Annotated in this window: 11 protein-coding genes; all 11 read right to left on the bottom strand. The window is 60.0% G+C overall.

All coding sequences use genetic code 11. The annotated features are described in order from the left end of the window. Nucleotide 1 precedes the first annotated feature (1 nt). The 11 genes from ACF0H7_RS08600 to ACF0H7_RS08550 all read right to left on the bottom strand — a co-directional run bounded on the left by ACF0H7_RS08600 (nt 2) and on the right by ACF0H7_RS08550 (nt 12,294). The gene (locus ACF0H7_RS08600) at nt 2-2,443 is read right to left on the bottom strand and encodes a TonB-dependent receptor plug domain-containing protein (RefSeq protein ID WP_397452338.1); all 2,442 of its coding nucleotides are present in this window, start codon (nt 2,441-2,443) and stop codon (nt 2-4) included. Between the two features lie 5 nt (nt 2,444-2,448). Further along, nucleotides 2,449-3,423 carry an ABC transporter substrate-binding protein gene (locus ACF0H7_RS08595; protein ID WP_397452337.1) on the bottom strand — a complete coding sequence of 325 codons (975 nt, stop codon included), beginning with the start codon at nt 3,421-3,423 and terminating at the stop codon, nt 2,449-2,451. Nucleotides 3,424-3,433: 10 nt separating this feature from the next. After that, nucleotides 3,434-4,264: a class II aldolase/adducin family protein gene (locus ACF0H7_RS08590; RefSeq protein WP_397452336.1), complete on the bottom strand. Its 831-nt coding sequence runs from the start codon at nt 4,262-4,264 to the stop codon at nt 3,434-3,436. Nucleotides 4,265-4,516: 252 nt separating this feature from the next. Further along, a complete protein-coding gene (locus tag ACF0H7_RS08585) occupies nt 4,517-5,875 on the bottom strand; it encodes an LLM class flavin-dependent oxidoreductase (protein WP_397452335.1) in 1,359 nt (452 codons plus the stop codon). A gap of 213 nt (nt 5,876-6,088) precedes the next feature. Then, complete coding sequence (locus tag ACF0H7_RS08580; RefSeq protein WP_397452334.1) at nt 6,089-6,976, bottom strand: NAD(P)-dependent oxidoreductase; 888 nt, start codon at nt 6,974-6,976, stop codon at nt 6,089-6,091. A 74-nt stretch (nt 6,977-7,050) separates the two neighbouring features. Then, on the bottom strand, nt 7,051-7,401 hold the full coding sequence (locus tag ACF0H7_RS08575; protein WP_397452333.1) for a hypothetical protein: 351 nt from the start codon (nt 7,399-7,401) through the stop codon (nt 7,051-7,053). Next, nucleotides 7,398-8,423, bottom strand: coding sequence for an MmgE/PrpD family protein (locus tag ACF0H7_RS08570; protein WP_397452332.1), 1,026 nt, complete (start codon nt 8,421-8,423; stop codon nt 7,398-7,400). The genes ACF0H7_RS08575 and ACF0H7_RS08570 overlap by 4 nt, the downstream gene beginning before the upstream one ends. An 11-nt stretch (nt 8,424-8,434) precedes the next feature. Beyond that, a complete protein-coding gene (locus ACF0H7_RS08565) occupies nt 8,435-9,214 on the bottom strand; it encodes an SDR family oxidoreductase (RefSeq protein WP_397452331.1) in 780 nt (259 codons plus the stop codon). Beyond that, nucleotides 9,211-10,059, bottom strand: coding sequence for an N-acyl homoserine lactonase family protein (locus tag ACF0H7_RS08560; protein WP_397452330.1), 849 nt, complete (start codon nt 10,057-10,059; stop codon nt 9,211-9,213). The genes ACF0H7_RS08565 and ACF0H7_RS08560 overlap by 4 nt, the downstream gene beginning before the upstream one ends. Nucleotides 10,060-10,084: 25 nt before the next feature. Continuing rightward, nucleotides 10,085-11,467: an MFS transporter gene (locus tag ACF0H7_RS08555; protein ID WP_397452329.1), complete on the bottom strand. Its 1,383-nt coding sequence runs from the start codon at nt 11,465-11,467 to the stop codon at nt 10,085-10,087. A 62-nt stretch (nt 11,468-11,529) separates the two neighbouring features. Continuing rightward, the gene (locus ACF0H7_RS08550; protein ID WP_397452328.1) at nt 11,530-12,294 is read right to left on the bottom strand and encodes a carboxymuconolactone decarboxylase family protein; all 765 of its coding nucleotides are present in this window, start codon (nt 12,292-12,294) and stop codon (nt 11,530-11,532) included. Nucleotide 12,295 lies beyond the last annotated feature (1 nt).

Below are 12,295 nucleotides of genomic sequence, written 5' to 3'. Positions count from 1 at the left end.
GTCAGAAGTTATAAGCCAGGCGCGTGTACCAAAAGCCACCGTAGGGATCGAACGGCGAGATGCTGCCGAATCGCGGGAAGCCATTGATGTCACCTTGGGGAAAAGCGTTGTTGTCTGCCCTGACGTTGAACAGGTTATTGGCCCCCACCGCGACGGTCAGGTCTTTGGTTAGCCCGTAGGCGATGTCCAGATCGGTGAGCCATTTGGCGCCATAGGTGACGTCGTAGGTAGGGTTGGTGTCGCGGGCAGTGACTTTGTCGTAGCGCGTCACCGACGTATTGATGTCGAACTTGCCGATGTTCCAGTCGCTGCTCAGGATCAACTTGGTCTTGGGGTTGGCCACGGTCAGGTAACCCTGAGCCACGCGATCGAACAGCACCAGATTGCTACCGGCCGCAGTCAATGCAGCGGGCGTGGACTTGATGCTGTCCAATTGGGTTTTGTTGTAGTTAAACGCCAGGCCATATTTCACGTTGCCGTATTGGCCATAATCGACTCGATAGTCGGTGACCAGATCAATCCCTCGGGTGGTGGTGTCAGCGGCGTTGGTGAAGTACTTGAGTTGATACCCTGGCGCGAAACCTTCAGCTTGAAGGATTTGGTCAACACCCTTCCCCGACAAAAAGCCGGTGAGTGCAATACGGTCTTTGATCGCGATCTGGTAAGCATCCAGGGTCACGTTGGCCTGTGGCACGGGTTTATAGGTAAAACCGAGGCTAAGGTTTTGCGACTTCTCCGGGGACAGATCCGTTGCGCCCAGGGCTTTGGCCAGCTGCGAATCGACGCGCACGGTCTTAGCCTGGATGAACTGAGCGACACCATTGACTGTGTTGTATTGGTTGGAGGTCTGGGCGTACACCGATTGTGACAACGACGGTGCGCGGAAGCCGTTACTCACCGTGCCGCGAATGGCGAAGGTCGGGGTGAAGTCGTAGCGCAGCGCCAGTTTGCCGCTTCGGGTATCGCCTGAGCTGTCGTCGTACTTTTCGAAGCGTCCGGCCACGCCAACGTAGAGTTTTTCGGTGGGGTTGAAACCTAGATCCACATAGCTGGCGTAACTGTTTCGACTGGCTTGCCCGGCGTCGTCAGGCGTCAGGGTGATGGCGCCCTGAGCACCAACGGCCGCCGGCTGACCAGCCAAGGGTCCACTTGGGTAGATGTAGCCACCATTGAGATAAGACAGCTCGTCATCGGACACGGTCTTGTAGCGCTCGTGGCGATATTCCAGACCCCAGGAAACTTGCATTGGCTTGGCCAGCCCCACTTCGAACGCACGGGTCACGTCGAGGTTGTTGGTCCACTGATCGAACTCACTCGTATAGGTATTGAAATGCGTGGGGCTGCTTGGACCCAGCGACGCATTGAGCGTGTCATCCGCACCTGAATGGCCTTTATCCCGGCCGAAGGTCGAGCTCAAATCCCAGTTCCAATTGGCCGCCAGTCCTTTGGCACCGGCAGCGACCTGATAGTCGTCCTCCTTGAGGGTATAAAAGGGAGCGGTGCCGTCCGGGTAGATTTGCGGAATGATGTTGGTTGAATTCGGACGTCGGAAGTTCTGTCCGCCGCGGGCATCGCGCTGGCTCAGGGTAGAAAAGGAGTACAGCGTCAGGTCGTCGCTGAGTGGCAGCTCGGCGTTGTAGCCCACGTTGATCGCCTGGATTTTCGGCAAGCCGTTTTTTTGCACGTCCTTGTCGGCGGTCGCCTCGCGGGGATCCGCAGAGCCATCGGGTTGTTTGTAGTAGAACGACCCGGTCGCATCGCGGGCACGTACAGCGGTTTGCTGTGACTTGGCGTCCAGGGAAAGGTTGAAGAAGCCATCGTTGGGTAGCGACAGGCCTTTGTTCAGTGTCTGCCGGATCGTTCCGCCGTCGCCTTTGTAATACTCCCCATAGGAGGTACTTACCGACCCACCGTTGTCGTTTTGCTTGAGGATGATATTGATCACCCCCGCAATGGCGTCCGAGCCGTATTGCGCCGAGGCACCGTCACGCAGGACCTCGACATGATCGATCGCGCTGATCGGTATCATGTCCAGGTCAACCGGGTTGGTGCCGTAGGCCGCTGTGCTATCGAGGTTGATCACGGCACTGTTGTGGCGGCGCTTGCCATTGACCAGCACCAATACGTTAGAGCCGTTCAGCCCTCGCAGACTGTAAGGCCGGGCAATACTGTCGTTGGACGTGCCCGAGGGTCGCTGGCTGAAGGACGGCAGGGTTTTTTCCAGCGCCGTGCGCAAACTGGACGAACCGGTCTTTTCCAATTGCTGGGCACTGATCACATCGATCGGCGCCGGGCTGCTGGTCACGGTCCGCGCCTCACTGCCGCGCGAACCCGTCACAATCACGGCATCGAGGGTTTTATCGTCGTCGGCGGCCTGAGCGGCCGACAGGGCGTAGCCCGCAAATAACAGCGGTGCCAAAGGCAGGTAAGAAATCGATTTCATATCATTCAACTGTTCAAAAGGTCAGAGAAGTCACCGGACCACAGCGGTCGAACATCGACAGGCCGAGGGATCAGGTGATTTTCATAAAAGGTGTCAGCCACGTGCTGCTGTGAGGCAATGCCGCTTTCGCTTACCGCGACCAGACGGGCGGGTTGGCTGCGCAACCTGAATTGCTGGAGATAGAGGCCACGATCAATGCCCGTCAGCGTTTCGCTACGTTCGGCCCAGCGTTCAGGGTGTGCATTGACCCAGTCCCAGGTAGCCCGCTCGCGACGCAGAAAGTCGGCAACCTGGCTGCGTCGTTGCGGGTCATCCAGCACGCGTCGAGTGGTGGCGATCAGGTAATTGCCGGTGCAATAGCGATGGCTGTTTTCCAGCACCTCGCCCCCGCTCTCGCTCGCCTGAAGGACGCTGATCCCACCGGCAGCGAGGGCATCGATGTGGCCGCTGCGAAACGCCGTCAATGCGTCCTGCATGGGCAAGGGCACGGCCTCGACGTCGTCAAGGGACAGACCGTTCTGGCGCAGCATGTTGAGCACGAAGTAATGGGTGTTGGTGGCGCGCACATAGCTGATTTTCTTGCCCCGCAGGTCGGCAACGCCATGAATCCCCGCGTCCTTTCTGACGACGATGGCACTGTCGTTGATGTCGGCCTTGTACCGCGCAACAATCACTAACGGCACACTGGCAATCGAGGCAAAAATCGGCGGAATCTCACTCATGTAGGCGTAATCCAGACTCCCGCTGTTCAGCGCCTCAAGGACCAGGTTGCCACCGCTAAGGTCAACCCACTCCAGCGGGTACGGGGTATCCGCCTGTCCCGCAAGATCGATAAACGAAGCAGCCGAGCCTTTGTAACGCCAGACCCGCAAAGCACCCGGCTGCAGCGGCGAACGGTGAAACGGCAAAGAGCCGAGCACACCGCCTGCGGCCAGCGCCCCCGCGCCCACCAACAGTCGCCGACGAGAAAGAGAAACCATACGCCGCTCCCTACTTCAGTAAGTCGGGCTCTTCGGCCTTAATGCGATCCCACAGCGGCAGGAAGCTCAGCCAGCTGAACAGCTCACCGCGCGCCTTGCTCTGGGCCGTCACCGGATCGGCCGGCGGAATCACCGGGACACCCGCCGCGCGCGCCAACAAGTGCGAACGGGCGACATCTTCGGCAATGATGAATTTCCAGGCGGCGCTCTCGACGCTTTCTCCCACCGTCCACAAACCGTGGTTCTGCCAGACCAACAGGCTGTTGTGGGCAAAGGTCTTGACGAACGCCTGGGAAACGATGTCGCGGTCCTGCTCCAGGCTGCCGTCGGACTTGCGCAAGTCATGGCGACGGAACAGCACCTGGTCCTCGGTAAAGGCGCCGGCTTCGGCGGTGATTGGATCGAACAGCTGTCCCAGAGAGGACCAGGTACGGCCGTAAAACCCATGGAAATGGGCAATCCCCACCACCTCTGGACGTGCCTTCTGCAAGTCGTAATGCAGCTCCAAAGCGCTGGTATTCAACAAACCGGTGCCTTCTACCACCTGCCCGTTACCGTCAACTCGCAGCAGATCGGACACTGATATCTGCGAGAACGGAACGCCCAGCGGGTTAATCCAGTAGTGGTCGGTTTCGATCGGGTCGCGGGCTGTAAAATGCCCCGCCAGGCCGACTTCGAAACCGTAACGGGCAAACAGTCGATAGGCAGCCGCCAGCCGCTGCTTGCGGTGCAGACGCTCCTGCAATGGGTCGGCGAAACGCGGAATTTCGTTGAGGGTCAAACGATTGTCGTGGTGCGGCAGGCGTTCGATGCTGGAGGCAAAAGTGTGGGCTTCGCTCATGTGGATCTACCGATAGCAGTGCTCGATTCGTCGAGCTTATTTTTTCCCGGCGAGCGCATGCGGCACTCATTACTGGAGTGGCGGCGTCGCAAGGGTTTGATGTCGCCAGAGGTGGCGTCGGCAGGATGGGGTCAGGTCTTCATGGTCAGGGTCCCTCGCAAATGATGGGTGACGCTTAAAGGCTCTCCTCCACCGTGCGAGGGGTCGGGTCGAGCGCTGTGTTTCAGGGTTCAGGGTTTCAATCAGTCCGCTTCAGACGGCCAATGCCGGCTGAGACGCTTCGTGTTCGGCGTTACGCGCCGCAGTATGACGATTCACCGGCACTGGCAAGCCCAGGTGGCCGCGCAGGGTGTCGTGGGTGTATTCGCTGCGGAACAGTCCGCGTTCGCGCAGGATCGGCAGGACCCGATCAGTAAAGGCGGCGAATTCGCTGGGGGCGCCGATCCGCAGGTTGAAACCGTCCACCGCGCCGTCGACAAACCAGCGTTCGATTTCATTGGCCACGGTCAACGGTGAACCGACAAACGAGGTGAATTGCCCGGCAAAACGCAACGCGGCCTGGCGCAGCGTGAGGCCTTTTTCGCGGGAGACATTTTTGATGTGTTCGGCATGCCCACGATAACCATTGCTGCCCAGATCGCCCAACTCAGGAAAGGCTTCGTCCAATGGGTATTGCGAGAAGTCGTGGTAGTTGAACGGCCGCCCCAGTTGCACCAGCGCCTTGTTCAGATCGAGCTCGCCATGGCGTTCACGTTCGATGGCACGGGCTTCTTCATCCGTGTCGGCAATGATCGGCGTGATGCCTGGCAGGATCGATATATGGTCGGGATTACGTCCCGCCAACTGCGCACGACGCTTGACGTCCTGGTAGTAGTCGCGGGCGTCCTCGAAATTATCCACCCCGGCGAAAATGCCTTCAGCGTAACGGGCCGCCAACTCACGGCCCGACTCGGAAACACCTGCCTGGAAAATCACCGGTTGACCCTGACGGGAACGCGCAATATTCAACGGGCCGGTCACCGAAAAGAACTCACCCTGATGGTCGAGGCGATGTTGACGCCGGAAATCGAGAAACCTGCGGGCGCGCTTGTTCCTTGGGAAAGCATCGTCTTCATAGGAGTCCCACAAGCCCTGAACCACGTCCACATGTTCGGCGGCGCGACGGTAGCGCTCGGTGTGGTCGATGTGTTCCTCGCGACCAAAGTTCCCGGCGGCGCCCTCCAGCCCCGTGGTCACCACGTTCCAGCCGGCACGACCGCCACTGATCAGGTCCAGCGACGCGAACTGGCGGGCAACGTTGAATGGTTCGGTGTAGGACGTGGTGAGCGTTGCGACCAGACCGATGCGCGAGGTTGCGCCAGCCACCGCCGACAGCAGAGTCAGCGGTTCAAGGCGATTCAGGTAGTGCGGCGCAGAATCAGCGGTGATGTAGGGGCTGTCGATGATAAACACCAGATCAAACTTGGCCGCTTCAGCCTGCTGTGCCTGAGCGCGATACCAGTCAATGTCGACGCTGGCGTCGCCGGGAATTTCCGGGTGCAACCATTCGTTTTGCGAGGTGCCCACCCCCGTCAGGATGGCGCCGAATTTGATCTGCCGTGCGTTGGACATCGTGAATTTCCCCAAGGAAGGTCAAGCAGGATTGTGTGGTCTGGTTAGAACACTAATCGTCTGAAACCGCCTTGTGAAATTCTTTATAAGCATAAGTTAATATGCGTTTACTTTATTTGTAGTTGATAACACCATCATAAAAAAGCATATTAAATCTAAAGCCGATGGGGGCCGGTCTCGCCCCCCACACTGCTCTGCTCAAGCGCTTAGCCGTCAATTATCGCTTTGCGACCAACTCTCAATATCCCGCACCAGCTCGGTCAAATCGCGTTTACCGCCGTCATGTTGCGCCGCGACATTCCACATCTGGCGCGCGGCACTTCCCAGCCACATGGGCACGCCCAATGCCTGGCACTCCTCGACTGCGAGGCCGATGTCCTTGCACACGCTACCAATGGGGAAACCAAAATCGAACGTACCCGGCAGCACGTGCTTGGGGAATTTATCCAGGGTGGCGCCGTTTTTGCCGCTGCCGGCGTTGATCACCGACATCATGACTTCGGGGTCCAGCCCGCCCTTTACTCCGGCAACGAAGGCTTCCGAGGTAATGGCGAAGGCAGTGGTCGAGAGCATGTTGTTCAGCAGTTTGAGCAACTGTCCCTGCCCCGCCTGTTCACCCACCACAAACACTTTGCCGAACACATCGAACAACCCACGAACCTCGGCGACCGCTGCGGGCTTACCCGCAACCATCATCGCCAGTGTGCCTTTCTGCGCACCGGCCGCGCCGCCGCTGACCGGGGCATCGACGGTTTCGATATTGCGCGCCAACAGCCCGGCCGCCACTTCCTGTTCTGCCCGCGAGCCCACCGTCGACAGGTCCACCAGAATCCGCACGGCGCTGCCTTCGACGATACCCTCCGGGCCCAAGGCGACTGCCTTGAAAATCGCCGGATTGGGCAAGCTGGTGAAGATGATTTCAGCGCGGTCGGCGACTTCACGGACGCTCTTGGCCACCTGCGCGCCCAGCGCTGCCAGCTCTGCCAGCGCGACAGTGTCCTTGTCGAAGATCACCAGATGATGGCCGTGCTCGAGCAATCGCCGCGCCATCGGGCGCCCCATGACCCCTACTCCGATGAATCCCAGCAATGTGTCGGACATATCAGTTCCTCATGAATTCAAAAACCAGGGTGCCGCGTAGCCAATCGACGGCTGGCAGCAACCAAAATAAATGCTCAGCGGCCCGCGGCGAGTAGCATCAGGGCACCGGCATCTGGCGCCTGCTCCAGCGCCCACAACGCTTCGATCAGCGGCCCGACGGCACAGCTCGATCGACCGTATTCGGCGAGGTCGCGCAATTTGTTTTCCAGATCCTGATCACTGAGCGGCGCCGCGAGGCTGCCACGGGAAACATCGACTTTTCGCAACAAGACCTGGCCCGACGTCAGAAACACCCGCACCTGCGCCGCTTCCACCGGGTAGTCGGGGTTATCCACAAACACCAAGCGCGGGTACAGCGCGCGCAGCACCGGGTCAGCCACGGCTGCGTCACTGAACTGCGCCAGCCCGGCCTTCCCGGTGGTCAAGGCCACCGCAACAGCGTGTTGCGCACTGACTTGCGATTGCCGTCCTGAACCAATGTCAGGACGGTCGGTTCTTCCCGGAGCAGCGGATGGCCCGTCAGTTCAACCCGTACCACCTCGTCCATCGACCAGCTGCGCTCACGGGACAGCGCGAGACAGGCCTCGATCACCGGGTTCAACACCACGCCACAGGGATAGGGTTTGTAGGTGTTGGCCAACAGCGCCCAGCGCCCGCCCAGCCCTTCACTGACTTCGCGAAAATCCGGCCGGTCGCCCATGACGTTCAGGAAACCTCGCTCGCCTTCCAGCGGTCGTTCCGGCCCCGAAAAATCCGCGTTGGCCAGCAACGCCGAGAGCAGCCCGTTACGCGCCGAGTTACCCACGCCGATGCTCTTCGACATGCTGCCCAGGGTCTCCACCAAACCGGAAGACTGGGCGCTGGCATTGCCCATGGCCCAGACCAACTGCTGCGCGTCCAGCCCGAGTACTTTCCCCGCCCCGACAGCGGCGCCAAAAACCCCACAGGTCGAGGTGATGTGCCAGCCACGCTGGTAATGCCCAGGGGAAATCGCCATGCCCAAACGGCACTCGACTTCGACACCCAGTACGAACGCCAGCAGCAACTGTTCGCCAGTCAGGGCCATGGTTTCGGCCAAGGCAAACAAGGCTGCAGCCACCGGTGCCGTGGGGTGAATAATGGTTGGGATATGGGTGTCGTCGAAGTCGTAGACATTGGCACTCATCGCGTTCAGTGACGCCGCGTTGAGGATGTCGGTGCGCTCGGGGCGCCCGATCAGGTGCGCCTGTTGTCCCGAACGAAAACCCTCGAACAGGTGGATGGCTTTGAGCACATCCGGATCGCCGCAGCCGGCGAGGCTTACCGCGAAGTAATTCACCAGCGCACGCTTGGCTTCATGCCGCACCACTGCCGGGATATCCGCCCAATGGGTGCTCTCGATAAACTCTGCCAGTGGGCGGGTCAGGCTCGGTGCCGCGTGGTCGCGTTGAATCGGGTCTCGGTTCATGGTCATCCCCCTCAGCTCGCCAGCCAACCGTCATCCACCGGCAAGGTCGCACCGGTAATGGAGACTGCCGAGTCACTGCACAGAAACACGATCAGGTCCGCGACATGTGCCGCGTCGACGAAGCGCCCGGTACCCTGTTTGCCAATGAGGAATTCACGGGTAGCGGTGTCGCGATCCAGTTGCTTGTCTGCCATCAGCGCGCTCAGCCGGCTTTCGATGTTCGGGGTGAGTACCGAGCCGGGGCACACCGCGTTGCAAGTAATGCCCTGCCCTTGGGTTTCTACCGCAACCGCGCGGGTCAGCCCCAGCAGCGCGGTTTTGGTGGTCACGTAGTCCACACGGTTGGCGATGGCGCGGGAACCGTAAGCCGACGACATATTGAAGATGCGCCCGTAGCCGCGTTCGCGCATACCGGGCAGCGTGCGCTGGATAGCGCGAAACGCTGCCGTGAGGTTGACCGCCAAGGCCTGATCCCAACGCTCGTCGGGGAAGTCTTCGATAGTGGAAAAATGCCGAACCACCGCGTTGTTGATCAGGATGTCGATGCTGCCGGTGAGGGTTTGCGCGGCGTCCACCAGCGTGTGTACGCCCCTGGGTTCGCTGAGGTCGGCGTAAACATAACTCACCGATACGCCATGCTGTTGCGCCAGCGCCTGACAGATCGGAACCATGTCCACTGACGACTCAAGCCCGTGCAACACAATATGGCAGCCGGCGCCTGCCAGGCCTTGGGCCATGGCCAGGCCAAGGCCGTTGGAGGAGCCGGTGATCAATGCCGTTCGGCCTTTCATTGCAGCCCTCCCGCACGACCGATACGCACGGCGAACGACGGATCTTCAGGGTCCACCGGCGCAAAGCGCGTCATCACGTCAGGGTCGTGCCCCGGAATCACAACCGCACCAGGACACTCCACCAGCCACTGACGAATCTGTTCATAGCCTTGATACATCGCGGCGAGGCTGTCGAGCACGGCGAACGGGCGGTCGCGTTCCAGTTCTTCGTAATAGTGAATGGCGTCCGAAGCGAGGATCACCGGCCCATCAGGCATCTCCACCACCACCGCCAGTTGCCCCGGTGTGTGCCCGCCTACTTCATACAATTCGATCCCCGGAATCAGGGTGTTTTGCGGCGCGTCGAGGAAGGTGATGCGCCCGGCGTCGGCCAATCCCTGAATGCGCTGGATATCCAGCGCATCGGTATGGTGGCCGTACTGTGGTCGCTTGCCCATTTCCGTGTTCCAAAAATCAAACTCGCGACGGGACATCACCACTTGCGCATTGGGGTACAGGTCGAGGTTACCCGCGTGATCGTAATGGGCGTGGGTCAACACCAGTAACTTGACCTCTTTCGGGTCGATACCGAGACGGGCCAAGGCATCTGCCGGGGCGACGATGGGCTGACGCTTGCGGGCAATCGCGGCTTCGGGGCTGAAGCCGGTGTCGATGATGATGGTCTGCTCGGCGTTGCGGAAGATCCAGAAAAAGTAATCCATCGTGATCTCGGCATCCGGCTCTTTGTAGGCGCGAAAATTGTAATAACACTCGCTTTTGGTCGTCTGCCGAGTGCCGTAGCGGACGATGATCACCTCGGGATCGGTCCAATCCGGATTGACTGTTTTCATCAGTGGCGTGTTCATGTTCGGGCTCCGTGTAAAGGCAGATTCAGGTATTCAGTTCAGCAGACGGCCGCTCGACCACCGGCAATCCCGTGGCAATATCTTCCAGCGAACGGTTCTTGGTTTCCGGTCCGATGGCGCCGACGATGACCGCCTGCAGCAACAAGGTTCCGGCGATCAGCGTCACCACGCCGACGATGCCAAAGCCGCCGAACACCGCAGCAATCGCGTACGGCACCAGGATGTTCACCCCTCGGCCGATGGCATTGCATAACCCCGCGCCGCGCAGGCGCAGTTCGGTCGGAAACAGCTCGGGCACGTAGCTGGCCACGCTCAGGGACGACAGCACGTAGATACAACAGGTGATGGCGAAGCCCGACGCGATGATCGCGGTCTCGGACTGGGCGAACGGATAGGTCAGGCCAAACACCACGCCCACCAGCGAAAAAACAACGATGCCCCATTTGCGCCCCAGCCGTTCGGCCAGCGCAAAGGCGATCAGCGAACCGAGTGGCCCGCCGGCAAACATCAGGGTCGTCAACCCCAGGGAGTTGGAGACGCTGTGGCCCTGCTTCACCAGGAAGGTCGGAATCCAGCTGACGAACGCATAGTTCACGGTGAACAGCGCCACCAGTACCGTGATGCCGGTGATGGTCCGCGCCAGCAGTCGCCGCGAGAACAGATCACTGATCCGCGCAGGCGCAGCCTCGACCGTCGGCAAAGCGTTAGCCATCAACGCCGGGGCAGGCGTGGTGACACCGCAATTGGCTTCTATCCTGGCGACGATTGTTTCGGCTTCAGCATGACGGCCTTGGGAGGCGAGCCAACGGGGCGATTCAGGCATTGATTTACGCAGGAACCACACCACCAGTGCGCCGACCCCGGCGATGGCGAACATCCAGCGCCAGCCGTACTGCGGAATGATCAGCCAGCCGAGGAACGTCGCCAAAAACAGCGAGGTGTTGATGATCAGGTTAAGGATGGTGCCAAAGCGTCCACGCCACGCCGCTGGAATGAACTCGCTCAGGGTGCCGTAGCCAACGACGATCTCCGCGCCCATGCCCACGCCCATCACCAGTCGGAAGAAGATCAGCCAATAGATCGACGGCGACAGCGCTGCCGCAATCGAGGCAAATCCGTAGATGCCGAGGTTGAACTGGTAAGTGAAGCGCCGCCCGAAACGGTCGCCCAACACACCGGAGAGCCAGGCCCCGGTCATCATGCCGATGAACGTCGCGGAGACGAACGTGGCGTTGAGTGCCAGGGTCGATTCATTGTTATTGATCAGCGCGGCGAGCACGGAACCGGCGATGTAGATATCGAAGGAGTCGAAAAACATCCCGGCCGCGATCAGCCCGAGCAGACGGTAATGAAAGCCCGACAGTGAAAGTCGGTCCAGGCGTGCGCCAATGCTGGCTACTGTGTTCATCTGTTTTTCCCACGCTTTTATTGTTGTAAGTGAGGTTCTGCAAACAGGAAACGCAAACAGGATCACTGCTGCTGGTGAACGGCCTCATCGAACGCCAGTTCCAACATGGGCGCCGCCGTCAGTGCACCATGGATGCCGATCACACTGACAATCTCGAGCATTTCCATGATCTCCTCCTTGGTCGCGCCGTAGCGCAAGGCGTTACGCATGTGCAGCTTGAGGCCTGGAACGTAGAGGTGGGTGGCGGCCGCATCGAACGCGCAATAGATCAACTCCTTGATCTTTGGCGCCAGCACACCCGTGCGCCAAGGCACCGACGAGAACTCGACATAGGCGTCGAACAGCTCCGGATCGAGTTCCAGCAACCCCTCCCACGACGCATGCCAATAGCCGCGATTTTTCACGAAGCTGTCCTTGAGCGCTTCGCGTCGAGCATCCAGCGCCGGCGGACCGTTGCGCAGGCCCTCCTCTTCCAGCACCTCCAGCAACACCGGCACGCCGACGTTGGAAGCATGGATGCCAACGGTGCTGATCAGCTCCAGCACCTCCATCAATTCTTCACGGGTCGCGCCATGGGTGATCGCGATTCGCAGGTGTTCCTGGATGCCCGGCGCATACAGGTGGGTGGCCGCAGCATCGGCGGCAATCGCCATGAACGCCTGCACCTTGGGCGCAAGATGGTTCTTTTTCCGAGGCACAGCGGCGAACGCCGAATAGGCCTCGAGAAAGCCGGCATCCAGCTGCAGGATGCTGTCCCAGGCAGCATTCCAAGTACCACCCGCTTCCACGAATGCCTGTTTTGCCTGTTGTTGTTTTTGGGTAAGCATT

Source organism: Pseudomonas sp. NA-150 (assembly GCF_044336365.1).
Lineage (GTDB): Bacteria > Pseudomonadota > Gammaproteobacteria > Pseudomonadales > Pseudomonadaceae > Aquipseudomonas.
Note: the sequence above shows the minus strand (reverse complement) of the source record. Positions and strands in the feature narration are given on the sequence as shown.